This window comes from Methylosinus sp. Sm6 (assembly GCF_019802345.1).
GTDB lineage: Bacteria > Pseudomonadota > Alphaproteobacteria > Rhizobiales > Beijerinckiaceae > Methylosinus.
Window position 1 is genome coordinate 12757 of record NZ_JAINDZ010000008.1, and the last position, 24398, is coordinate 37154.

22 protein-coding genes are annotated in these 24398 nt (G+C 68.5%); 14 read left to right on the forward strand and 8 right to left on the reverse strand.

The genetic code is table 11. The annotated features are described in order from the left end of the window. Positions 1-33 precede the first annotated feature (33 nt). The 7 genes from pheT to K3F48_RS07375 all read left to right on the forward strand — a co-directional run bounded on the left by pheT (position 34) and on the right by K3F48_RS07375 (position 6737). Positions 34-2454 (forward strand): phenylalanine--tRNA ligase subunit beta, encoded by a 2421-nt coding sequence (pheT, locus tag K3F48_RS07350; RefSeq protein ID WP_222574777.1) that lies wholly within the window; start codon positions 34-36, stop codon positions 2452-2454. Then, on the forward strand, positions 2451-2738 hold the full coding sequence (locus K3F48_RS07355) for a hypothetical protein (protein WP_255608589.1): 288 nt from the start codon (positions 2451-2453) through the stop codon (positions 2736-2738). Before pheT ends, K3F48_RS07355 begins: the two co-directional genes overlap by 4 nt. Positions 2739-2767: 29 nt before the next feature. Then, positions 2768-4579 (forward strand): FAD-dependent oxidoreductase, encoded by a 1812-nt coding sequence (locus K3F48_RS07360; RefSeq protein WP_222574778.1) that lies wholly within the window; start codon positions 2768-2770, stop codon positions 4577-4579. 207 nt (positions 4580-4786) lie between these two features. Further along, positions 4787-5179 (forward strand): hypothetical protein, encoded by a 393-nt coding sequence (locus tag K3F48_RS07365; protein WP_222574779.1) that lies wholly within the window; start codon positions 4787-4789, stop codon positions 5177-5179. Positions 5180-5239: 60 nt separating this feature from the next. Beyond that, a complete protein-coding gene (locus K3F48_RS24240) occupies positions 5240-5557 on the forward strand; it encodes an RNA polymerase sigma factor (RefSeq protein ID WP_255608591.1) in 318 nt (105 codons plus the stop codon). Then, a complete protein-coding gene (locus K3F48_RS24245) occupies positions 5451-5741 on the forward strand; it encodes an RNA polymerase sigma factor (protein ID WP_255608592.1) in 291 nt (96 codons plus the stop codon). The genes K3F48_RS24240 and K3F48_RS24245 overlap by 107 nt, the downstream gene beginning before the upstream one ends. A gap of 72 nt (positions 5742-5813) precedes the next feature. Beyond that, positions 5814-6737, forward strand: a complete 924-nt coding sequence (locus K3F48_RS07375; RefSeq protein ID WP_222574780.1) for a FecR domain-containing protein — start codon at positions 5814-5816, stop codon at positions 6735-6737. A gap of 85 nt (positions 6738-6822) precedes the next feature. On the opposite strand, the gene K3F48_RS07380 is transcribed toward K3F48_RS07375, so the two are convergent. Continuing rightward, positions 6823-8307, reverse strand: a complete 1485-nt coding sequence (locus K3F48_RS07380) for an ATP-binding protein (protein ID WP_222574781.1) — start codon at positions 8305-8307, stop codon at positions 6823-6825. Continuing rightward, the gene (locus K3F48_RS07385; RefSeq protein WP_222574782.1) at positions 8304-9026 is read right to left on the reverse strand and encodes a response regulator transcription factor; all 723 of its coding nucleotides are present in this window, start codon (positions 9024-9026) and stop codon (positions 8304-8306) included. The genes K3F48_RS07380 and K3F48_RS07385 overlap by 4 nt, the downstream gene beginning before the upstream one ends. A 371-nt stretch (positions 9027-9397) precedes the next feature. On the opposite strand from K3F48_RS07385, the gene K3F48_RS07390 reads away from it, so the two are divergent. From K3F48_RS07390 to K3F48_RS07400, 3 genes are all read left to right on the forward strand, one after another. Then, entirely contained in the window at positions 9398-11002 is a 1605-nt protein-coding gene (locus tag K3F48_RS07390) for a glycosyltransferase family 1 protein (protein WP_255608594.1), read from the forward strand. Between the two features lie 180 nt (positions 11003-11182). Next, entirely contained in the window at positions 11183-12562 is a 1380-nt protein-coding gene (locus K3F48_RS07395; RefSeq protein ID WP_222574783.1) for a glycosyltransferase family 1 protein, read from the forward strand. 91 nt (positions 12563-12653) lie between these two features. After that, positions 12654-13922, forward strand: coding sequence for an MFS transporter (locus K3F48_RS07400; RefSeq protein WP_222574889.1), 1269 nt, complete (start codon positions 12654-12656; stop codon positions 13920-13922). Between the two features lie 93 nt (positions 13923-14015). Here the strand turns inward: K3F48_RS07400 and K3F48_RS07405 are convergent, their stop codons facing one another. The 4 genes from K3F48_RS07405 to K3F48_RS07420 form a co-directional block, all read right to left on the reverse strand. After that, complete coding sequence (locus K3F48_RS07405) at positions 14016-14939, reverse strand: DUF6492 family protein (RefSeq protein ID WP_222574784.1); 924 nt, start codon at positions 14937-14939, stop codon at positions 14016-14018. Positions 14940-15043: 104 nt separating this feature from the next. Continuing rightward, complete coding sequence (locus K3F48_RS07410; RefSeq protein ID WP_222574785.1) at positions 15044-16339, reverse strand: O-antigen ligase; 1296 nt, start codon at positions 16337-16339, stop codon at positions 15044-15046. Continuing rightward, complete coding sequence (locus K3F48_RS07415; protein ID WP_222574786.1) at positions 16336-17310, reverse strand: glycosyltransferase family 2 protein; 975 nt, start codon at positions 17308-17310, stop codon at positions 16336-16338. The genes K3F48_RS07410 and K3F48_RS07415 overlap by 4 nt, the downstream gene beginning before the upstream one ends. Next, the gene (locus tag K3F48_RS07420; RefSeq protein ID WP_222574787.1) at positions 17307-19130 is read right to left on the reverse strand and encodes a hypothetical protein; all 1824 of its coding nucleotides are present in this window, start codon (positions 19128-19130) and stop codon (positions 17307-17309) included. Before K3F48_RS07420 ends, K3F48_RS07415 begins: the two co-directional genes overlap by 4 nt. A 369-nt stretch (positions 19131-19499) precedes the next feature. Here K3F48_RS07420 and K3F48_RS07425 point away from each other — a divergent pair, with 369 nt between their 5' ends. After that, a complete protein-coding gene (locus K3F48_RS07425) occupies positions 19500-20936 on the forward strand; it encodes a lipopolysaccharide biosynthesis protein (protein WP_222574788.1) in 1437 nt (478 codons plus the stop codon). A gap of 287 nt (positions 20937-21223) precedes the next feature. Beyond that, on the forward strand, positions 21224-21754 hold the full coding sequence (locus K3F48_RS07430; protein ID WP_222574789.1) for a gamma carbonic anhydrase family protein: 531 nt from the start codon (positions 21224-21226) through the stop codon (positions 21752-21754). A 3-nt stretch (positions 21755-21757) separates the two neighbouring features. Here K3F48_RS07430 and K3F48_RS07435 read toward each other — a convergent pair whose 3' ends face one another. Next, on the reverse strand, positions 21758-22378 hold the full coding sequence (locus K3F48_RS07435) for a transglutaminase-like cysteine peptidase (protein WP_222574790.1): 621 nt from the start codon (positions 22376-22378) through the stop codon (positions 21758-21760). 386 nt (positions 22379-22764) lie between these two features. Here K3F48_RS07435 and K3F48_RS07440 point away from each other — a divergent pair, with 386 nt between their 5' ends. Further along, complete coding sequence (locus tag K3F48_RS07440; RefSeq protein ID WP_255608595.1) at positions 22765-23298, forward strand: amino acid ABC transporter substrate-binding protein; 534 nt, start codon at positions 22765-22767, stop codon at positions 23296-23298. Positions 23299-23422: 124 nt separating this feature from the next. After that, positions 23423-23827, forward strand: coding sequence for a hypothetical protein (locus tag K3F48_RS07445; protein ID WP_222574791.1), 405 nt, complete (start codon positions 23423-23425; stop codon positions 23825-23827). A 132-nt stretch (positions 23828-23959) separates the two neighbouring features. Here K3F48_RS07445 and K3F48_RS07450 read toward each other — a convergent pair whose 3' ends face one another. Next, a complete protein-coding gene (locus K3F48_RS07450) occupies positions 23960-24385 on the reverse strand; it encodes a universal stress protein (RefSeq protein WP_222574792.1) in 426 nt (141 codons plus the stop codon). Positions 24386-24398: the final 13 nt, after the last annotated feature.

Here is a 24398-nt window from a genome sequence, read left to right on the forward strand (position 1 = left end):
CGGAATGAACAAAAAGCTTCGAAAGCTCGATCAATGAAACTCACACTCTCCTGGCTGAAGGACCATCTCGAGACGAGCGCGACGCTCGACGAGGTCGTCGAAACTCTGACCCGCATCGGCCTCGAGGTCGAGCATGTGCACGATCCCGCCGCGCAGCTGAAGGATTTCGTCATCGCGCATGTGATCGAGGCGAAGCCGCATCCCAACGCCGATCGGCTGCGCGTCTGCATGGTCGATGCGGGAGCCGGAGCGCCGGTGCAGGTCGTCTGCGGCGCGCCCAATGCGCGCACGGGACTGAAAAGCGTGTTCTCCGCGCCCGGGACCTATATTCCCGGCAAGAAGATCACGCTCGGCAAGGGCGTCATCCGCGGCGTCGAATCGCTCGGCATGTTGTGCTCGGCGGCCGAGCTCGAACTGTCGAATGATCACGACGGCGTCATCGAGCTGCCGGAGGATGCGCCGATCGGCGCGGCTTATGCGAAATGGGCCGGGCTCGACGATCCGGTCATCGAGATCAATCTGACGCCGAACCGGCCCGACGCCGCCGGCATTTTCGGCATCGCCCGCGATCTTTCCGCGGCCGGCCTCGGAACGCTGAAATCCGCTCCGATCGAAAAGATCGAAAGCCGCTTCGCCATGCCGCGGCGCGTGACGCTCGACTTCGCCGAGGCCGACACGCATCTCGCGCCGCTGTTCGCTCTGCGCCTCGTGCGCGGCGTGAAGAACGGGCCGAGCCCCGCCTGGCTGCAGGACCGTCTGCGCGCCATCGGCCTTCGCCCGATCAATGCGCTCGTCGACGTCACCAATTATCTGACCTTCGACCGCGCCCGCCCGCTGCATGTGTTCGACGCGAGCAAGGTCGCCGGCGATCTCGTCGTGCGCCTTGCGCGGGCAGGTGAAAAACTGCTCGCGCTCGACGGCAAGACCTATGAGCTCGACGCACAAATGGTCGTCATCGCCGACGACAATGGTCCCGAGTCTCTCGCGGGCGTGATGGGCGGCGAGCATTCGGGCTGCTCGGAGGCGACGACCGACGTGCTGATCGAGACGGCTCTCTGGGATCCGACCAATATTGCGCACACCGGCCGCAAGCTCGGCATCTCCACCGATGCGCGCTATCGTTTCGAGCGCGGCGTCGATCCGGCTTTCGCCCTGCCCGGCCTCGAGCTGGCGACCAGGCTCGTGCTGGAATTCTGCGGCGGCGAGCCTTCCGACGTCGTCATAGCGGGCTCGGCGGAGGCGCCGGCGCGCAAGCTGCGCTTCCCCTGGAGCGAGACGAAGCGCCTTACCGGCCTCGACGTCTCGCGAGAGGATTCCGCCACGATCCTGACGCGGCTCGGATTCGAAGTCGAAGCCGCGCAGGATGAGGCGCTCGTCGCCATTCCGAGCTGGCGCCCGGATATCGAAGGCAAGGCCGATCTCGTCGAGGAGATCGCCCGCATCGCCGGCTTCGACAATATCGCCGCCGCGCCGCTGCCGCGCAGCGAAGGCGTGACGGAAGCCGTTCTCACCCTTCTGCAGAAGCGCACGCGCTTTGCGCGGCGCGCGCTCGCGGGGCGCGGCCTCGTCGAGGCCGTCACTTGGTCTTTCGTGCCGAAGGAGCAGGCGCAGGCCTTCGGCGGCGGCGGCGCGGATCTCGCCCTCGCCAATCCGATCGCCGCGGAACTCTCCGACATGCGGCCGAGCCTGCTGCCCGGGCTCCTCGCCGCCGCCGGCCGCAATTCTTCGCGCGGCTTTGCGGATGTGGCTCTGTTCGAGGTCGGCCAGATCTTCCAGAGCGAGGACGAGAAGGGCCAGAAGATCGCCGCGACCGGCTTGCGCCGCGGCCTCGCTCTGCCGACCGGCTCCGGCCGCCATTGGGCGGCGAAGGAGCGCCCGGCGGGCGTTTTCGATGTGAAAGCCGATGCGCTCGCGCTGTTGCAATCGCTCGGCGTCGCGACCGGCGGCCTGCAGATCGTCGCCGGCGCTCCCTCATGGTTTCATCCGGGCCGCTCGGGAACGCTGCAATTCGGCCCCAAGGCGATCATCGGCCATTTCGGCGAATTGCACCCGCGCCTCCTGCAACAGCTCGACGTCGAGGGGCCGATCGCCGCCTTCGAGATCATTCTCGACGCGCTGCCGGCGCAAAAGGCGAAGCCAACGAAGGCGAAGCCGAAGCTCGATCTCTCAGACCTCCAGCCGCTCTCGCGCGATTTCGCTTTCCTCATGGATCGCGCCGCGCCGGCGGGCGATCTGGTCAAGGCCGTGCAGAACGCCGACCGCGCGCTCATCGCAGATGTGACCGTGTTCGACGTTTATGAGGGGCCGGGCGTGCCCGAGGGGCAGAAATCGGTCGGCGTCGCGGTGACGCTGCAGCCGCGCGACAAGACGCTGACGGATGGCGAGATCGAGGCGCTCGCCCACAAAATCGTCACGGACGCAGGCAAGAAGGCAGGAGCACGATTGAGAGGATGACGATGCTGCGCATGATCCGGGTCGCCGCGGCGGCGACTCTCGCGGCCTTCTCCGCCGCAGCCGGCCCCCGTTCGATCGCCGATTGTGAAAACATTCAGGCGGCGGACGCGTATAACCAATGTCTCGCCTCCTTCGGCCCGGTCGCCTCCGGCCACAAGGCGCTGCCCTATGCCGAGACGACCGAAGCGCGCGTCGGCGCCCCCGCCGCGCGCGTGACGCTCGCCAAGAACCGGCGCGGACGCGCGCGTATCGTGCTCACGCCGCGGCAAAGCGCCGCCGACTGAGCCGGGCGGCGCCGCGCAGGGAAACGCCGATGAATCCAACGCCTGCGCGACGTGGAGGACGAACCGACGGGATCACCCGCCGCGATTTCGTCAATGGCCTGCTCGTCGACGGTCTCGTCATGAGCGCCGGCGGAGTCCCGGCGCGCGCGCTCGCCGGCGTCGGAACGGGCGGCGCCTGCGACGGCCCCATCGGACTCGACTCGCGCGTCCTGCGCGGCGGCAATCTTCCTTCGACTTTCCTCGTCTCGCATTGGCTGCGCGACCGCCGACTCGGCTTCCAAAAAAATGCGGTGACGATCGCGCCCGGCTGCGACGATGTCTCCGGTTCGTTTCCGATCGTCGAGAGCGGCGAGGGCTTCGACGCGATCATTGTCGGCGGCGGCCTCGCCGGCCTGTCCGCGGCCTTTCATCTGCTGCGCGAGCGCCCGTCCGCCCGCCTGCTGATCCTCGAGGCAGGGCCTTCGCTCGGCGGCAACGCCGGCCGCGACGAGGCCGCGCCGCTGTCGGGACCGGCCGCCACCGCCGGCGCCTATTGCGCGGCGCCCGCCTCCGATTGGCTGGCGGAGGTCTATCGCGCGCTCGGCGTCGATTGGGACGCGAATCTCGTCGAGGACCCGGTCGACAGCTTTTATCTCGACGAGACCGCGCCGGGCGTCGCGCCCGGCTATCGCGGCTGGAACATCGACACATTCGAGAAGGGGCTCTCGCGCCTGCCCTTCGCGCCGAAGGTTGTCGCCGATCTCGAGCGCGCGCGCCGGGCGATCCTCCTGCTCGGAGATGCAGGCGTCACCGATCCGGCCGACGAGAGCGAGCGCGAGCATGACGCGCTCTCCATGGTCAGCCTCGCGCATTATCTGCAGACGACGCTGGGATGCGATCCTGTCCTCGGCGAGTTCTTCACGGCCTACACGCTCACCGCTTTCGGCGGGACTGCGGCGCAGGTGAATGCGCATAGCGCGATCGGCTTTCTCGCCAGCGAGTTCCGGCGCCACGCGATCTTCACTTTCCCCGGCGGAACGTCTGAGCTGGCGCGCCGCTTTCAGGGTTGGCTCGGCGCAAAGGCGAATGCGACGCCGCGCATCGAGTCGAACGCGACCGTGCTGCAGATCGACCCCCACGCGGGGCAGAAGGGCGCGAGCCTCGTCTATTTCCAGGACAATGTCTTTCGCCGCGTCGAGGCGCGCCGGATCGTCGTCGCCGCATCGGCGCAGAGCGCTCGCCGGCTCGTCGAGCCGCTGGCCGACCCGGCGCGACAGGAGGCCTGGAGCCGAATTCATGCGGCGCCGATCGTCGTCGCCAATGTCGCGCTGCGCCGCGCGGCGCCGCTGCTGCAGCTCGGATTGGGCTTTAGTCAGAGCTGGTTCGGCGGGCGTCATTTCGTCAATTTCACTGTGGCCGATTGGGCCGGGGGACGACGCGCCGATCCCGAGCGTGCGACGACGCTCACCTTCTATGGCGGCTGTTCCGCCGAGCTCGACGCGCTCGCCGAGGCGCGCATGGCGCTGCTGCACACGCCCTTCGCCGATTATGAAGCGTCGCTGCGCAGCGATCTCGCGCGGCTGATGCGCGGAGCCGATTTCGATTTCGACCGCGATGTCGCCGGGCTGTTCGTCTATCGCTGGGGCCACAGCATGCTGCGGCCGCCGCCGAACTGGCTGTTCGAGGCGACGGCGAAGCCGGGCGGCGGCCTGGACCGCGCCGCCGCGCCGCGCCATATCGCCTGCGCGCCGCTCGGGCCGATCGTCTTCGCCGGCCAGCATGCGCAGGGCGCGCCCTCGGTCGAGAGCGCGCTCGCATCGGGCCGCCGCGCGGCGCTGCAGGCGCTGGAAGGCGCGCCATGACCAGCCGCCTCGCGCTGCTCGTCGTCCTTGTTCTTTCCACCTTGCGCGCAATGAGGCCTATCGCGCGCGCACGGCGCGGCTGATCCTGGGAGTGTATTGAGACGGCCGGCGCTGTGACCGCGGGGCCACAGCATGGGTTTTATTTTACGGTCCCGTTGACGCTCCCGTCGCGGCGGCGGACAAATCGACGCATGCCGCGATCGACGCATGCCGCGATCCTCGAAACGGCCGGGCCTCCATTGCCGCGCGATTCTCGCGTTGATTGCGACGCTGCTGTTCGTCTTTCAGGGCGCGCTGGTCGCATCCCTCGGCCACGCGACGCCCGCCGAGCGGCACGCGGCGATGACGGCGGGCCAGACGGAGGCGACGCTCTGCCTCGGCGACCTCGAACCCGCCGACGGCCGCACGACGCCGCACGACTCACATTGCGCGAGCGATTGTTGTGTGGGCGGGCGCGGTCCGTCCGTCGCGCAGGCGCATGAGACGCCGACGCTCGCCGTCGCCGAACCATTCGAGCCCGCCGCGCCGCCGCCCGCGCCGGCCGCGCCGGCGAGCGGCTGGGCCAGTTCCTGGTCGTCCCGAGCGCCTCCGGCGCGCTGACCTCCGGCCCCCGCACGCGCGGGGACGAGTCCGTCAGCCTCCGGCCCCGAGTGGACGTCCATGTCAGAATTTCGACGCCGATCGATCGGCGAATTATTCGCGCGCAACAAGCGCCAGCTCGCTCGCTTTCTCTCGCGCCGGCTCGCCCCCGAGGACGCGAGCGACATCTTGCAGGAAACCTTCGTGCGCGTCCTGCGCCACGACCGCATCGAGGCCATGGACGCCCCGCCCTCCTGGCTGCGGCGGATCGCGCTCAATCTGGCGCGCGACCATGTCCGCCGGCGGCGGACGGAGGCGAAATATCTCGCGTTCGGCGAGCTTCCCGAAAGCGCGCCCTGCGACGGCGCGCGTCCCGACGAGCGTCGTCGAGGCCGATGAGAAATGGCGGCCCCTCCATACCGCGATCGAAGGCCTGCCGCCGCGCTGCCGCGAGGTGTTTCTGCTCTATCTGCTCGAGAGCCTCTCGCTCGGCGAGATCGCGCAGCGGCTCGGCGTTTCGCAGAACATGGCGCAGAAGCACATGCGGCTCGCCGTGCGCCGCTGCCTCGAGGCGCTGCGATGATCATTTCCGCGTCCGCGCCTCTTTCCCGGCCCGCTCGCGCCTGCGCCGAGCGAGGACGCGGAGGGCCGCGGAATGACGAAAGAGCGACGCGACGTCCACGATCTCGCGATCGATTGGTGGCTGCGCCAGAACGACGGACCGCGGCTGACCAAGGCCGAGACGGCGGCGCTCGACGAGTGGCTCGCCGCGAGCGAGACGCATCGCGCCGCCTTCGACGAGGTCGCGAAGCTGTTCGGCCATATGGCGCAGCGCTGGCCGGGCGCAGGGCCGGTTCGCAGGAAACGGCGCACGAAGCGGCGGATCGCGGGCGCCGCCGGCGCGGCGGCGATCGCCGCCCTGCTGCTCTTCGCCGACGCGCCGACCTATCTCATGGCGGATCATTACGCCGGAATCGGCGAGGGCAGAGCGATCTTGCTCGAGGACGGCTCGCGGGTCGAGCTCGACTCCCGCTCGGCCGTCGCCCTGCGCTATTCTGGCAAGGAACGCCGCATCGCTTTGCTCGTGGGCGAAGCCTGGTTCGATGTGGCGCCCGACGCCTCTCGGCCCTTCGTCGTCGAGGCCGCGGGCGGCGCGGTGACGGCGCTCGGCACCGCCTTCGACGTCTGCCTGGAGCGTGAGACGGCGCGTATCGCGGTCGGCCAGCATCGCGTCGAGGTGACGAGCGGCGGGCGCGACATCCTCGTCGAGGAGGGCCGGCAGACCGTCTATGCGAAAGGCGCGGCCCCGCAAGCGCCCGCCGATGCCGATGTCGAGCAGCTCTCCGCCTGGCGGCGGCGCCAGCTCATGTTCGAGAACAAGCCGCTCGGCGACGTGGTCGACGCGCTGGCGCGCTATCGCCGTGGGCTGGTGCTGTTCGCCGATCCGGCGTTGAGAGCGCGGCGGGTGACGGGCGTCTTCCGCACCGACGATCCGCTCGCCGCCCTGCGGCAGATCGAATCCGCGCTCGGCCTGCATGCGATCTATTTGACCAGATATCTGATCATCATCAAGAGCTAGCAGTGTGATTCAGCCGATTTGACAGGGTGAAAGGGCCGAGCCTTTAAGGCTCGCTCTCGAAGCCCATCAAATTCGTCGACGCGAGTCACGAGCCGCTCGCCTCGCCCGCTGCGCGCAGCGTCACGCGGGCGATGAGGCCGTGCGGCTCGCGATCGACGAGCTCCAGCGCACCGCCCGCCTCCTCGAGCAAGGCGCGCACAATGGAGAGGCCGAGGCCGAAGCCGCCATGCTCGTTCATATTGCGCGCCGGCTGGCCGCGCACGAAGGGCTCGAACACCTTCTGCTTGTCCGCATCGGCGATGCCCGGCCCGTCGTCGGCCACATCGACGCGCACGCTTCCCGGCGCGGGCCGGTGGACCGAGATGGCGATCTGCCGGCCATGGGCGGCGGCGTTCTCGACCAGATTGGCGAAAATGCGCTGGAGATCGGTCACCGAGCCCCTCACCATGCGCCGGCCGCCGCTCTCATAGGAGACCTCGCGGCCGATGTCGGCGAATTGATCGACGATCGTCTGCAGCACGCTGTCGAGATCGACGACGCCTTGCGTCGGACGGCGGTCCTCGTCGCGCAAATAGACCAGATTTTTACACAGCATCGAGTCCATCAGCTCGGCGTCGTGCAGCATCTTGGCCCTGAGCGCCTGGTCCTCGATGAATTCGGATCGCAGGCGCATCCGCGTGATGATGGTGCGCAGATCATGGCTGATCGCGGCGAGCGCGCGCGAGCGCGCGGACATCATCGAGTAAATGCGGTCCTGCATGCGGTTCAGGGCCTTGGTGAGGTCGCGGACCTCCTGCGGGCCCTTTTCGGGCAGGAGGTCGCGAACGCCGGACTCGCACGGGAATTTTTCGGCCCGGCGGGCGAGCTCGACCAGCGGCGCCACGACGGCGGCGGACGCCCAGGCGGTCAGGATCGCCGCGCAGAGCAGAAAGAACAGGCCCGAGGTGATCCAGACGCCGGGCGAGGGAAGGAAGGGCCGATCGCCCGGAAGCGGATCGCCGCGCGGTCCCGGAGGCGGTCTCGGAGGCGGTGGTCCGTCGCCGGGAGGAGCGCCGAAAGCCGGCGGCGGCCCGGCTGCCCGTCCGCCCGGGGGCGGTCCCGGCTCGGGTCCCGCCGCCGGCCCGGGTCCGCCCCATGCCGGCGATACGAGAGAGATGGTGAGAAAGCCTCCCTTGCGCAGAGCGAGCGCGACGGCCCGGCCAGCGGGGTCCGTCGCGAACAGCTCGGCGGCCGGCCACAGATGCGCCCGCAAAGCGGTGAGCTGCGCTTCGGGAATCCCGGCCTCGGCGAGCGGCGGACGCTGCGCGCCGAGGGAAAAGCGCAGCCAGCGGCTCGCGCGCGACAGCTCGGCGAGAAGCTGCGCGCGGTCGGCAACCGGCGCAAAATCGATCGCCGCGGCCATTGCCGCCGCCGCCTCCCAGCGCGCCGCCGCATGGCCGTGGTGGTCCCGATCGAGGAAATTGAAGGCGATCGTCGCCGCGACATGGAACAGCACGATCGAGACCAGCACGAGAGCCGCGATCTGTCCGGCGAGATGATCGGGCCGCAGCCGTCGCCAGAAGCCTCTCACGCGCGCAGCACCTGCGGCGCGAACAAATAGCCCTCCGAGCGCACGGTCTGGATCAGCTTCGGGTTTTTGGGGTCGCTCTCCAATTTCTGCCGCAGCCGGCTGATCAGCACGTCGATGCTGCGCTGGAACGGGCTCGCGGTCGGTCCATGGGTGAGATCGATGAGCTGATCGCGCGTCAGCACGCGATTGGGCCGCTCGCACAGCGCATAGAGCAGGTCGAACTCCGCTCCGGTCAGCGCGATCTTCATGCCGGTCGGCGCCGTCACCTGATGCGCCATGATGTCGACGCGCCAGCCCTCGAATTGATAGAAGCGGCCGCCGACAGCCTCCTTCGCCTGCACGGCTGCGCGGGAGCGGCGCAGCACCGAGCGCACGCGCGCGAGCAGCTCGCGCGGATTGAACGGCTTCACGATGTAATCGTCGGCGCCCATCTCGAGCCCGATGATGCGATCGATGTCCTCGCCCTGGGCGGTAACGATGATGATCGGCAGATTGGGCCCGTCGCGCATTCTGCGGCAGATGGAGAGCCCGTCCTCGCCCGGCAGGTTGATGTCGAGGATCAAGAGGTCGAAATCGCGCGCGGCGAGCGCCGCGTCCATCGCGCGGCCGTCGGGGACCACCGCCGCCTCGATCTGATGCGTCGCGAGATAGCGGACGATCAGCTCGCCGATCTCGGCGTCGTCCTCGACGAGCAGAATTGCATCGGTCTTTGTCGTCACTCGTCCCCGCGTCGGGCTTTCTCTACAGCCCCCTCCCTCACCCTCCCCCGCTGAGCGGGAGTGGGGGCGGCCGACGTTTCGCGAACCTTCGATGAAACGTCGAGTCTGGGGAGGGGCGTCGAGCATCCTTCATTTTCATCGATGCAAGTCACTAGCGCGAAAATTTGTCCTGATTGTTTCCGCCGCGTCTCGAATTGCGGCGGGCGCGGAGGGCGCGCCCGATTTCGACCAGCCAGGCGCCGAGAGAGCGAGTTCGAGAAACATGAGCGACAAATCAGACGATATCCAGACATGGCGGCCAGACACAAAGGCAGCTCGGCGGCGGCCGCTCGTTTGAGCCGGCCCCGGCGCGAGAGTTTCGGGGAAGACCAATGGACGGCCCAATCCGCATGGCCACGCGCGCGGCGATCGAAACCAGCGAGGACGAGCCGCCGCCCGGCGCATTCGAGCGCGCTCCCTGGCGCACGCGCCAATCGGAGAGCGCGCGGCCCCTCCTCGAGATCGTGCCGCCCGCGCCGCAGCCGCGCTCACGCGGAGGCGAGAGCGCGCCGATATCGTCCTTTGATTCCTGCGCGCTCGAGGCGCGCATGAGGCTGCTCGAGCATCAGCTCGACTATGTGCGTGCCGAGATGCTGCATCTCGTTCATGAGCGCGATCTCATGATCTATTCGGTCGCCGGACACATCTATCGTCCCCTGCGGTGGATCGAAGCGCGTATCGCCGAGCGGCTGCGGTCATTGGGCGATGCGCTGTTCCGCCTTCCGCACGGGGCCTTTGCGAAGGCGCCGGCCGTGGCGGCGACGCCGCGCATTGCTCGCCCGGCTGCCGGGCGGCTCGAGGCGCGACGCCTGCTCGTCGACGTCACCGCCACCATTCGCAATGACGCCGGCACCGGCATTCAGCGCGTCGTCAAGAAAGTGACGCAGGCGCTCTATCGCGACGAGGCGCTGCCCATTCCCGCCATCGCCGTGCGCTGCGAAGGCGGGCGGCTCTTCACCTGCCGGCGCTTCGTCGCCACGCTCTGCGGCGGCGCCGCCGCGGAGGACGAGGAGGTCCGCATCGAGCCCGGCGATCGCTTCCTCACCCTCGCCGACAGCTGGAACGTGTTCGACGAATATGCCGGCGTCTTCGAGCGCATCCGCGAAGGCGGCGGCGCCGTCGTCTCCTGCATCTTCGATCTCATTCCGGCGCTGCATCCCTTCGCCTGCCACGAGACCACGCGGGCCCGCTATGACGCCTGGCTCGCCCGCGCGCTCGTCGAGAGCGACGCCTTCCTCGCCATCTCGCGCACGGTCGCGCAGGAGCTCGCCGATTTTATCGAGACGCGCCGCTTGCCGCATCGGCGCGGCCTCAATATCGGCTCCTTCGCGCTCGGCTCGGATATTTCCGCAGGTCCCGCGGCGGCGCCGCGGCCAAAAATCGCCGCCGTCGTCGGCGCCGCGCCCTTATTCCTCTGCGTCGGAACGATCGAGCCGCGCAAGGGGCAGCGGGTGGCGCTGCGCGCCTTCGAGACGCTGTGGCGGGAAGGGCGCGACGCACGGCTCGTCTTCGTCGGGAGGCGCGGCTGGTATGACGAAGCGGTGGTCGCCGAGGTCACGGGCCATTGCGAGCGCGGGCGCCGGCTGTTCTGGTTCGAGGACGCGAGCGACGACGAGCTCGCCTTTCTCTATGACCATGCGACAGCGGCGCTGGCGCCTTCTTTCGCGGAAGGCTTCGGCCTGCCGATCGCGGAGGCGGCGCGGCGCGGCCGGCCGACGATCTGCAGCGACATTCCGGTGTTTCGCGAGGTGGGCGGCGCGGGCGCGCTCTATTTCGCGGTCAATGAGCCGCCTGCGCTGGCGTCCCGCATCGCCGATCTCCTGGACGGGCGCGCGAGCGGCGATCCGAGCGCGATCAGCCGCTCCTCCTGGGCCGAGGCCGCCCGCCGCATCGCGTCGGTCATCGCCGAGGACGAGTGGAGCCACAGCCTCCCGTGATCGGAGACGATCATGGCGCCCGCGCCATTGTTTCGGCGCCGCCCGGCCCCGGTTCGGAAAAGCCCGGCGACACGCCGGACGACATCCGGACATTGCGGCGCGCGACAAGGGCCGCGGGCCGGGCGGCGCGAAGCGTGACCGCCCGGCCCGCAGCGCCGAGGAAGACCCCGAGGAAGACCAATGGACCTTGCCACCCGCATCGCCGTCTATCTGGCCTCCGAAGAGCGACAGCGCGAGCGCATTCGCAGCGCCTATGAGCTCGATCCGGTGACGGGATATGTCTACGCCAGGGCGAAGGAATTCTATTGGACCGTGACACGGGCGGCCGGGGTCTCGCATCGGAAGGAGCCGCCGCGGCGCGCCGACCCGCCGCCTCCTCTGGCCGGCGCCGTCGCCCCCCTGCTCCAGCGGCCGCGCGTGCTGATCGACGCGACCGCGATCCGCCGCTCGGGCGAGCGCACCGGGATTCAAAGGGTCATGCGCGAGATCGCCCGATGGGCGGTCGCGACCGGCGACGGCCTCCCCGTGTTCATCGAGAACGGGCGGCTGCACGCTTATTACCGGCGCGCCTCGCTTCCCGATGTGGTGGAGCCGCAGCGCGGCGACAAGCTGCTGATGCTCGACGCGAGCTTTCGCTTCGTCGACGAATATCCGGCGATCATGCGTCGCGTCGCCGAGAGCGGCGGCGAGACGATTCTCGGCGTCCACGACATTCTTCCCTTGCTCTATCCGGGCGCTTTCACCGCCGACTGCTTCCTCGATTTCCAGCGCTGGTTCGAGACTTTGGCGCCGCAGAGCGACGCATTCGTCTGCGTGTCGCGCAGCACGGCGCAGAGCCTCGCCGATTATCTGGCGGAGCGCGACGGAGAGGCGGGGCGGCCGCGACGCATCGGCTGGTGGCGGCTCGGGGCCGATTTTGCGATCGACGGGACCGAGCCGAGCCGCAGCGCGATCGCGATCGGCGCGGGCCGCACGCCGTTCTTTCTCGCGGTCGGCACGCTGGAGCCGCGCAAAGCCTATGCGGTCGCGCTCACCGCCTTCGAGCGGCTGTGGGCCGCGGGTCGTGACGCGCGCTTCGTGATCGTCGGCCGGCGCGGGTGGCGCTTCGAGGCGCTGGAGCGGCGCATTCGCGCGCATCCTGAGCTCGGCCGCCGCCTCCATTGGCTGGACGACGCCGACGACGCCTCGCTGCGCCATCTCTACGAACGCGCCCATGCGCTGATCGCCGCATCTTTTGCCGAAGGATTCGGCCTGCCGCTGGCGGAGGCGGCGTGTCATGGATTGCCGGCGATCGCCAGCGACATTCCGGTGTTTCGCGAGATCGCCGGCGAGCGCGCGACCTTCTTTCCGCCACTCGACGCCGACGCCCTCGCGGATTGCATCCGCTGCTCGCTGGAGGATCGCCGGCCGCGATCGCCGGGCCGCGTCGTGACCTGGCGGGAGTCGTCGCAGGCGCTGCTCGGCATGGTCCGCGCGGGCGCCTATCAATGGCGCCCCGAGCCTTCGGCGGAGGCCCCGCCCTTCGCGCCGGTTTGCGTCGCGGGCGCCGCTGCTTCATAGTTCCGCCGATCAGGTCTCGAGGCGGAACGGGGGACGATTGCTCGCGCGTGGCGACGAAGAGACAGACGAGGCGCGCGACCGCGGCGCCGACATGGCGCGGCGGCTACGCGCAATCCTCGTCGGCTCGCTCGGCAATCTGGTGGAATGGTACGACTTCTACGTCTATTCGGCCTTCTCGCTCTATTTCGCGCAATCCTTCTTTCCCGGCGACGATCCGCTCGCGCAGATGCTGTCGGCGGCGGGCGTCTTCGCTCTCGGCTTCTTCATGCGGCCGATCGGCGGCGCGCTGTTCGGCGAGATCGGCGACCGCCATGGCCGGCGCCGCGCGCTGACTCTCTCGGTGCTGCTGATGTGCCTCGGCTCGCTGATCGTCGCGGCGACGCCGACCTATGCGACGATCGGCGAGGCGGCGCCGGCGCTCCTGCTGCTCGCGCGGCTGCTGCAGGGGCTGAGCCTCGGCGGCGAATATGGATCGAGCGCGACCTATCTCAGCGAGATGGCGGAGCCGCGCCGGCGCGGCTTCTATTCGAGCTTTCAATATGTGACGCTGATCGGCGGACAATTGCTGGCGCTGCTGGTGCTGCTCGCGCTGCAGAGCTTCGTCTTCACGCCGCAGGAGCTGCGCGCCTATGGCTGGCGCGTTCCTTTCGCCATCGGCGCGGCGCTGGCGCTGTTCGCCTTTGTGATGCGCCGCGATCTCGATGAGACGCACGCTTTCGCCGCGACCAAGGCGCGCCGCAGCGCGCTCGCGGAGCTGACGGCGTTTCCGCGCGAGGCGCTGACCGTCGTCGGCCTGACCATGGGCGGCACGCTCGCCTTCTATGTCTACACGACCTATGTGCAGAAATTCCTGAAGCTGTCGGCGGGGCTCAACGACGCGCAGACGACATGGGTCAGCGCCGGCTCTCTGCTCTTCGCAATGTGTCTGCAGCCCGCTTATGGCGCTCTGTCGGACCGCATCGGCCGGCGCCCGCTGCTGCTCGCCTTCGGCGCGCTCGGAACCTTGTTCACGGTTCCGCTGATGAATGCGCTGCATGACGCGCGCGATCCTTGGATCGCTTTCGCGCTCGTCTGCGCGGGCTGGCTCATCGTCGGCGCCTATACCTCGATCAACGCGGTGGTGAAGGCGGAGCTGTTTCCCGCCGCCGTGCGCGTCACCGGCGTCGCCGTGCCTTATGCGGTCGCCGTGTCGGCCTTTGGCGGATCGGCGGAATATGTGGCGCTCTGGTTCAAGAACGCCGGCCATGAGAGCGGCTTCTACTGGTATGCGACCGCGGTGATCTTCTGCTCGCTGCTGGTCTATGCGAGCATGTCCGATACGAAGACGACCTCGCGCATCGATGCGGAGCGGCCTGAGTGAGTCCGATCGTCACGGAAAAAAAGGGCGGTCTCTTCTCTCGCTTTGCGGGAGAAGGGACCGCCCCACATATTACGCAGTTCTGCCTCCTGTCTATCAGGCCGCCGCGCCGCCGGCGAAGCGCGAGGACGGGGGCAGAGCGTCGGGACGCGCGAGGCCCGCGACCTCCCGGATCGCCTCGATCGGCGTATGCGAGAAGGATTCGACGCAGAGCGCGATCTTCGAGCTCGGCGCTCTGGCGACGAGCGCGGCGAGCCTTTCGCGGTCGAGCGGCTCGGCGTCCCAATAGGCGACGGCGAGGCTGCGCGTGACGATGTCATGCGCGGCGCGATGCTCCGGCGAGCTGCGCACGAAATGGCCATAGAGCAGATATTCGGAGAAGGAGCGCGTGCGGCACAGCGCGAGGAACCAATCGACTCCGGTCGCGGCCTGGATGGCGCGCGTCATGTCGCGCAGCGCGCTTTTGTCCCAGACGATCAGATTGCCGATGTAATCGTCGGCCGGGAAGGCGGTCGCGGGCTGGCCGAGCAGGCGATCGCAATTGCCGGTCCATTTGGCGTGCAGCGGCGCATCGGCCGCGATGGCGCCGCGCGCCACATAGAGCGGCGCGCGCGGACCGCCGGCATAGGCGCCGATGTCGAAATTGCGCATGATGACATTGTCGGAATCGACGATGCAGAAGCGCTCCTGCGGAAACTGCAGCGCCGCGGCGATCTTGATGATCTGCTGCACATGCCAGCCATGCACCGGACGCGAGCGGAACGACCACCAGACGCGCCGCCCGTTGCGCAGCAGAAAGCGCGGCGCCGGCCGCAGCCAGCGCGGCAGGAAGCGCGAGCAGGGCAGAATGATGCGCCGTCCGGTCGAGAATTTCGCGAACAGCGGCATGTCGTCGTCATTGACGATGACATAATGGCGTTCATAGCCTGAGAGGCGCAGGTCGATGCTCTCGCACAACAGCTCGAATTGCGCGAGATCGCCCCGATAGGTCGGCGTGATGAGCGCGATGCGTTTGTTCATGGCCGTCCCTCATCGCTGTTTCGCCAGACTGTCCGTGCCAAAATAAGACATTTCGGCGCGGGCTGCTGTCGGGTCGCAAAGGCGGGGCCGCCCGACCGTCCTGCTCATCGCCTGATCTTGAACTCGGCGAGATAACGAAGTCCGAACACCGCGAACAGAAAAGCGATCCAGCTCGGATTGGCGCGGTCGAAATAGATCGTCTCCAGCGCGTTCAGATACAGGCCGAACATCCATATCTGCAGGAACATCAAGGCGAGAGCCGGCTCGTCGCCGCGCGCGAGGACGCGGCGCGCGTCGCCCGCCGGCTGGACGATCAGCGCGGCGATGAGCAGGACGAGCCCCGGCAGGCCGACCGCCAGCACGGCGTCGAGATAGCCATTATGCGCATGGGCGGCGTTGCCGGCCCAGACATTGGTGTCGTCTCCGCCGAAGCGCAGCTCGGCGGTGTTCCAAAATGCGCCGAGTCCATGGCCGAAAATCGGCTTTTCCAGCGCCTTGGGCACGGCGAATGTCCAAATATCGATCCGCCCGGTGAAGCTCGCGTCGAGCGGCAGAGCGGCGGCGAGCGCCTTCATCTGTGGAAACACGACGCTGCCGAGACCGAAAACAGTGAGCAGCGCCAAGGGCGTGACTACGATCATCCACCAGAGGGCGCCATTGCGGACGCGCGCGGCGACGAAGGACAGGAGGATCGTCGTGAGACAGATCGCGGTCGAGCTCTTGCCGCCCGAGGCGAAGACGAAGACGAGCGACAGTACGAAAATGAGCCAGCCTTCGGTCGGCCGTCCGGCGCGCAGCACGAACAGGCCGACGAAGGAAAGAATCGAGAACACTGCGCTCGAAATATTCTTGTGTCCGAACAGGCCGCGCCAGTCGCCCGCGAGCTGCGGCTCGCCGATGTCGGTCGCCTGATGAATCGACAATTCCGGCAGGAACAGCACGCCGAAATAGGAGAGGCCGACGATGACGAGCGCGACGAGGCCGACGAGCCGCGCGAGCTCGGCGCGATCGCGCGGCAGCAGGAACAGAGCGAGGCAGCAGACCGCCGCGCAGATTTGCATGACGACGCGCTTCAGCGAGGTCGTGGGATCGGCCGAGGCGACGCAGGTCACGGCGATCCAGCCGGCGAGCGCGAGATTGAACGGCGTCGCCAGAGAGGCGAGACCGGCGCGATCGCTCCGCCAGACGAAGAAGGCGGAGGCCGCGGCCATCAGGCCGAAGGCCGCATAGAGCTCGACGTCGCGCCCGTCGGCGAGCTCCAGCGTGTCGGGCGAAGCGAGATCGCTGAACGGCTTGAAGGTGATCCAGGCGACGAGCAGGATGGCGCAGAACAGCGCCGCCCGCAGCTCGCGCTCGCCGAGGCCCGCCTCTTCTCTTTGTTCCGTCGGCCTCGCCGTCACGGGTGACGATAGGGTTGCGGCATCAGTCCGACCGACGCGAGCCAACGGCCGATGGCGACGCCGATCGGATGGGCGGCGGCGAGCGGATGCCGCCGCGCCGCCAGCATGCGCGAGGCGCGGTGCAGCGACATGGGCGTCAGCGCGACATTCTTGGCGAAGAGGCGCAGCCGCGCGAGGCGGCCCGGCGCCGCCAGACGATCGATGCTGTAATTGATCGCGCCGGTCGCGAGGCTGCGCTTCAACACCCAGGCGAGCGTGAGGCGGCCCGGCGTCACGCTCTCGTGAATGCGCGCCTCCTGCCGCCAATAGAAAGCGAAGCCGGCGCGCCGGCAGCGCGTGAAGAATTCGGTGTCGCCGCCGCCGAGAAAATTGAAGCGCTCGTCGAGCGCGGGCGTGGCCAGCCCCTCGAACACGCGGCGGGCGATCAGGCAATTGCCGGTTCCATAGATCATCGGCGCGGGTCCGCTCTCCATGAAGGCGGGCCAGAACACCGGATGATGGCGAAAGGCGGCGGAGGCGCCGTCCGGAAATTCCGGCAGCACCGGCCCGCCGACGATGTCGGCGCCATGCTCCTTCGCGGTCCGCACCATCTCGTCGAGCCAGACGGGCTCGGCGGTTTCGTCGTCGTCGATCATCAGGAGATAATCGGCAAGGGGAAAGCGCTCGCGCGCGAGGCGGAACGCCGCATTGATGGCGAAGACATTGCCCTGACGCGGCTCGACCGCGACGAGTCCTGCGATGCGCCCGCGCGCAAAGACGGCCGAGGCCACATCGACGCCGCGCCTCTCGCGCGCGTCATTGTCGACGACGACGACGCGGAAGACGATTTTCGTGGTCTGCGCCTCGAGCGAGCGCAGAGTCGCCGCCAGCATGTCGGGACGGCGGAAGGTCGGAATGCAGACGACCGCTTCGACGCGCGCAGCGTCGCAGTCGCGCGGCGCCGCTTCGGCGCAAGGGAGGGCGCGCGTCATCGCAGACGCATCAGCGTGGCGAGGGCGCTGCGCGCGGCGAGCGCCAGCGCGCCGGATCGCGTTTGGGATCGGCGGCGCGGCGCGGCGGCGCCGCTCGTCTCCGCCTCGCGCGCAAAGGCGGATATTCGCTCGAGCATGGCGTCGCGCGAGAGCGGCGAGGCGAGCGCGTGATCGGCTCCGGACACGATGTCGAGCGAGACGCCATCGAGCCGGCGCAGGAAGCGCCCGCCCGGGCCGAAGCAGAGATCCAGCGCTTCCCGCCCGACGTCGCGGTCGCCGTGAACGAGCAGAATGCGCACGCCGCGTCGCGCCAGCGCGGCGAAATTCCGGCGCGCCTCGAGCGCCTTGCCGCGTCCCGGACCGAGACGCGCCGCGCCGAGCAGGCCGCTGGCCTTGCGTCGCGCGAGCGCGGCGAAGATGGAGGCGAGCTTGCCGAGCGAGACCTCGCCGGAGGCGACGCGCGCCCAGGCGCGGGCGCTCATGGCCTTCGACACATAGGTCGAGGTGGCGCCGAAATCGGTCGTCAGCAGCTCGTCGATCATCGTCTCGTCGACCCGGCCGAACACTTGCGCATTGGCGAGCATCAGCCGTTCGACGCGGGCGTCGCGCAGCGCCGCATAGAGCGCGAGCGTCGCGCCGCTGCAGACGCCGAACACTGTCACCCTCGGCAGTCCGCGCGCTTCGAGGCAGTCGAGCGCGGCGACGACGTCCTCGGCGCGCTCCTCGCGATAGAGCGCCGAGCGCGGCCCGCCTTCGACGCGAGCGGAGTCGCCGATGCCGAGGCTGTCCATGCGCAGCGAGGCGACGCCCGTTTCGGCGAGCGCGCGCGCGTGGATCACCGCCGAGCGGCCGCAGCCGATGTGATGATTGGCGCCCGTGTCGAGCATCAGCACTGTCGCGCTCGGCGCCGCGCGCGGCGCGCACAGCACGCCGGCGAGACGGCCGTCCGCGCCGAAGCGCAGCGCCGTCTCGACGAAGCGATCGGTCGCGAATTCGCCCGCAGCCGGCGCCATGATCGGCGCGCGCCGCGCGTCGGCGCCGAGGAAGGCGACGATGGCGTCGAAATCGGCGAGGGGCGGCGGCGCCGGCAGCGGCCCCGGCGTCAGCGCCGCATAATCGGCGAACTCCCGCGTCTCCACCTCTGCGCCCAGCGCCTCGAGCCGGGAGAGATGATCGGCGATGGACCGGGCCGCCGGATCGCGCATCGCCAGGATGCGCGGAGCCGGCGCGGCGGGAAGGCAGGTGAGATCGATGGCGCGGATCGCCTCGCAGGTCGCGCGCGACAGAGCGAAGCCTTCGAGCTCGATGTCCTCGCCCTTCGGACTCGTCGGCGCGTTCGCCGTCGTGGCGAGCATATACGACATCGCCCCGAGCTCGCGCAGATAGGACCGCCCCTTCACGACCGGCGCAATTTCGACGAGACGCTCGACGCCGCCGACCTCGGCGGCGAGGCTCGCCCCGAGCCGCAAGCCGACGAGCGCCACCTCGCGCACGCCGATCGTCTCCCGCATCCAGGCGACGGCGGCGCGGATGGAGCCGCGCCAGCTATCGACCAGCGCGGGATCGTCGCCGTCGCCGAGCGAATCGCCTTCGCCCGGATAGTCGAAGCGCAGAGTCGGCAGGCCGGCGGCGGCCAGCGCGTCGGCGAGCGTCCGCCAGGACTGGTGCGCGCAGAGGCCCTCATAGCCGATCGAGGCGCACATCACGACGCCGCGATCGCCATCGGCATGATGAAGCCAGCCGAAGCTCGGCCCTATGGTCACCGCCGTTGTTCTGCCGATGTGGCTCGCGCATGTGCGAACGGCGTCATTCGTTGTCATCGTCGTGATATTCTCTACTCCGTCTCGGCGAATGGCAAAGCTCTGCTTTGCAAGCTCGATCTGTACTGTCGCGATTCGATGCAGAGACTTTCGTCTCGGCCGAGCAGAAGAAGGATTTGTGCCAATGATCATGCCGGCGCCGCTCGGATGCCTGCTCTGGCGCGGTTTTTGGAGCGGGCTCGCGGCTGGCGATCCGCCGTCCCCCATCGGGACAGAGCGGGATGGAAATCATGCGACGAGCGCCCTCACGCGCGCAAGCGACGGCTGCGCTTTCGCATGCTTTCGCAGCATTGCGGAAACTTTCGCGAGGTAGCTCTGGCGCGACAGGCGGCGACCGCCGCCCGCAAAAATCGAGGAATGAGACGCCCGATGCTCGCGAGGCAAACCGCCGTCTATTTTGCCGCCAATCTGTTCTCGGCCGCGTTCGGCCTCGCCAACACGATGATCTTCACGCGCCTCTTCGCCGTGACGGCCTATGGCGAGTATCTGCTCGGCTTCGCCTATGCGACCTTGCTCGTCTCCGTGCTCGGCAGCGCGCTGAAGCTCGCCATTTTGCGCGAGCAGGCGCGTGGCAGCGACATTCGCGGCGTCGTGCTCGCCGCTCTGCTGCTGTTTCTCCCGGCCGTCCCCGCCTTCTACGCCGGCGGCCGGCTGTTCGGCCTCGAGCCGGCGGTCGCCGCGACGGCGACGATGCTGGCGCTCGCCATGTCGCTGTTCGAGATCGGCCAGGACGTGCTGCGCGCCGAGCAGAAGACCACGCCTTTTCTGCGCGGCACGATTCTCCGCGCGCTGGCGGTTTCGGCGCTCGGCGTCGGCGTGGCGCTGGCCTCCGCCCATGGCGCGGCGCTGCTCGCCTCCTCGACCTGCGCCTATTTTCTCGCGGCGACGCTGTTCTGGCGCGCCGCCTGGGGCTCGACGCGGCCGCGCTTCGACCGCGCGCGATTTCGCGAGATCGCCCGCGCCGGCCTGCCCTTCACGCTCTCGATGTCGCTGATGGCGCTCGCCACTGTCGCCGACCGCTTTCTGCTCGCCGAGCTCGCCGGCGTCGGCGCTGCGGCCGAATATGCGGCGAGCCTCGACCTCGTGCGCCAGGCGCTGCTCATTCCGGCGATCAGCGTCTCGGCCGCCTTCGTGCCGATGGCCGTGCGCCTGCTCGCCGACGAAGGCGAGGCGGCGGCGCGCGCCGGGCTCGCGCGATCGCTCGAGCTGCTGCTCGCCGCGGCGCTGCCGGCCTGCGTCGGCCTCGCTCTCGTCTCGCCGCAGCTCGCCGACCTGCTGCTCGGCCCGGACTTCCGCCAGACGGCGCGCTTCGCCATGCCGGTTCTATCCATCGCCGTGGCGTTTCAAATTCTGACGCAGCAATACGCCCATACGAGCTTTCTGCTGTCGAACCGCAACCTCTTCTATCTGATCAACACCGGCTCGATGCTGCTGTTCAATCTGATCGTCTCCGCTGCGCTGATCCTGCGCTTCGGCCTCGAGGGCGCGGTGTGGGGCCGGCTCGCGGCCGAGATGTTCGGCTTCGCCAATGCTTATCTCTTGAGCCGCCGCGCTTTCGCGCTGCCCTTCCCGCCGGGCCGCATCGCCCGCGTGGCGGCGGCGACGGCGGCGATGGCGATCGTCGTCCGCGCTCTCGCGGGCGAAGCGGCCGAGATGGGGCCCTTCGCGGGGCTCGCGCTGCTGGTGGGGACCGGAATGATCGTCTATGCGGGATCAGCCCTCGCGCTCGATATCGCCGAGTGCCGCGCGCTCGCGCAGGGATCGCTGGTGCGGATGCGGGCGCGGGCGTCGCAGCCGTCCGGGTGAGGCGGGGCGAACGCAGGGCGATCGGATAAAGGTCAAAATTCCCAACCCTCGTCCCGAGCCGCGGCGGGCGGCGTCTCGAAGGACGGCCGTGGGCCGAAATTGCGGGAGCTGCGCGGTGGCCGTCCTTCGAGACGCCCGCTTCGCGAGCTCTGGACGAGGGTGATAGGGCTGCATTTCTTCCGTCGCGGGGAGATCGCGCCCTTTTCTCGGCGGCGCCGAAGGTTCTACAAGGGACGCGGCGCCTCGCGACCCGAGCGACGCCTGCCTCAGGGGAGAGACGAAGACCCATGCCACTCTACAAGATCGACGGCGTCGCGCCGCGCCTGCCGGCCTCGGGCCGCTATTATGTCGCGCCCGGCGCTCATGTGATCGGCCGCGTGGAGCTGGGCGAGGACGCCAATATCTGGTTCGGCTGCGTGCTGCGCGGCGACAATGAGTGGATCGCCATCGGCGCGCGCACCAATATTCAGGAGAACAGCATTCTCCACACGGATATGGGCTTTCCGCTGACCATCGCCGCCGATTGCACCATCGGCCATGGCGTCATCCTGCACAGCTGCGTCATCGGCGAGGCCAGCCTCATCGGCATGGGAGCCACGATCCTCAACGGCGCCAAGATCGGCCGCAACTGCCTCGTCGGGGCCAATGCGCTGGTCACCGAGGGAAAGGAGTTTCCCGACAATTCGCTGATCGTCGGCGCGCCGGCGCGCGTGGTGCGCATGCTGGACGAGGGCGCGCTGGCGCGCCATCTCGAATCGGCCACCCATTATGTCGAGAACGCTCGCCGTTATGCGAGCGGCCTCGAGCCGATCGCCTGACGCTCAGCGCGACACATAGATCGGCGCGGGCGCGCCGCCCCCGGCGATCGCCACCCAGAGATTGGGGTCGACCTGGGACTGGCGCTTCACGAAACGATAGGGCGTCATCGTCCAGGTCTTGACCGCGTCATTCATGTTGTCGAGGACGAATTCGCCGCGATTGGTGCGCAGCGTCAGCACCGCATGGCCGTCGCCATTGGCCTCCCTGACGACGGTCATCAGCAGCGCCTGACGGGGATAGCCGCGCTCGATCAGCAGGCGGCGCTTCGCCAGTGCGAAATCCTCGCAATCGCCCTTTCCGTCGGTCGGATAGTCCCATCGGTCGACGACGCCCCAATGATCCATGTCCGAGACCGGCTGGATCGAATGATTGACGAGAAGATTGACGCTCTGAATGTCCTTATAGGCCTTTGCGGTGAGGTCGATCTCGCGCGGCGCGCCGCCGCCGTCGCATTCGCCGCGATAGCGGCGGCAGAAATCGAGCCAGCCGAAGGGAATGCTGGTTTCCGGGCCGAGCGCGGCGTAGAGGAATTGCTCGCTCGCGCGGCTCTTTGCGCCGGGCGCAATATAGATTGCGCCGGAAAGCGCCAGAACCATCGCTGCTCTCGTTACGAAGGCGGACATCACTCGTCTCCCCGATCCGGAGACGAGAATAGTTTTGGCCTTTTTCCCTCCGTATAAGCCGACAGATCGGATTTTACGCGAAACGATTTAGATATGCGGACATTCGCGTGAAGGATGACTTTTGGTGTATGCGATGCGCGCAATTCGACGAATCCGGCGAATCGCCCTGGACACGCTCGCGCTTCGTCATGTCCGGCGGCGCGGGGCGACGGCCGCTCGTCGCGCCGCATCGCGTCGCGGCCACGGCGATCGTGAACGCGCCGGCGCAAAGAAGGTTAAAGCGGGAGCCGGGCCGAACCCGGCGAATAGGGGCGCGGCCTTGGTTCCGTCTCAATGGCGGAGCATAAGGCTGCGGGATTTGCTTCGCGGTTCGGCTGGAAGGTTCGATGGCGATGTTGCTGCGTGTCGGATTTCTGCGTATCGGATTTCTGCGTATCGGATTTCTCTTGGCGGCGTGCCTCTTCGGCGGCCTGTTTTCCTGTCCGCCCGTCGCCGAGCCGCTGGATCGAGCAGCGATGGAAAACCCGTTCGTCGCTCCGGTCCAGCCGCTCGAACGACGGTTCGAGGAGTGGCGGATGGCGCTCGCCCTCACGGGCGAGCAGGAGAAGCTGTTTCGAGCGATGGAGGGGTGTTTGCGGCTCATCGCCGAGGAGCGGGACGCCGCCGTCGTCGCCGCCGCCATCGAGCGCAATCGGGAGCCGCGTCTCGCGCTCGATCCCGGCGCGCCGCTGCGGGCCCGGGCCGACCGGCTGAGCCGCTATGCGGACAGTCTGCGCGCCCTCGCCGAAGCCGAGTCGTCCTTCTTCGCCTCGCTCTCCGAGAAACAACGGCGCGTCGCCGAAGATATTGTTCCCAAGGATGTGTTGAACCTGCGCGACCTCTTCCGTCGGCGCGGCCTTCGCCCGGACAAGAATGGCTAGTCGCTTGCGTCGGATGATTCGATGTGTTCCAGCGCAGAGCTCTGGACCGAGAGCCTTCGGGCTCGCTCTCGAGTTTCGAATTGAACCAGCCGCGATTCTACTCCGCCCCATGCGAGACGTTCAGATGAAGCTCTCTTCCCCGCCGGACCTGCCGGCTCTCGTCCGGCGCGGCGCGCGCGCGGTCCTCATCCTCACGATAACGGCGGCGCCGGCCATGGCGGCGCCAGACCGGCCCTCGGTCTCGCCACAGCAGGGCGTCAGCGTCGCAGGCCCTCGCCCGGAAGCGGGGCGGCGGCGGCTGTCGAAATATGAAGCGCGCAAAGCGCGCCACGCCTGCGCCGCCCGCGCGATGGAGCGGGGACTCGCCGGCGCGGAGCGCGAGAACTTCGTCGCCAATTGCTATTTCAGCCGCCTGGCCCACAGGGGCGAGCGCCAGCGCTGCCGTCAGGAGGCGGCGGCGAAGGGGATCGACAGGTCCGCGCTGCGCGACTTTCTGCGTGGCTGCGTCAAGGAGCGGTCGCGCGACTGACGCCCTTCGCGCGAAATGCTTCGGCTGCTCGTTGCAGCGAACCCGCTCCCTGCTGCGCGGGAGAGGGAGCGGATTCGGCGCTTCATAAAAGATTCGCGACGCGCCTCTCTGCCGCGAAGCCGGGGCCGCTAGCTAGCGCCGCACCACAAGCACCGAGCATTTGGCGTGGCGTACGATGGTCTTGGCGTTGGAGCCGAGCAGATAGGTGGACATGGCCGGCCGGTGCGAGCTCAGCACGATGAGATCGGCGCCCCAATCCTCGGCTTCGGCGAGCACTTCCGGATAGATCGCGCCGAAGCGCACCACCGTCGTCACCTGTTCCTTTGGATAGTCGAGCTTGGCCGCCGCCTCGGCGAGCTCCTGCTCGGCGGATGTGCGCAGCTCCTCGTCGAAATTGGCTGGTATGTAGTCGATGAAGGCCACCGGCACGAGCGACTGCACATTGACGAGCCGCACGCGCGCATTGCCGCCCCTGGCGATGACGAGCGCCTCGTCGAGCGCCTGACGCATCAGCTCGGGCTCGGTGAGGTCGAGTGGAACGAGTATCTTCGCAAACATGGCGCGCCCTCCT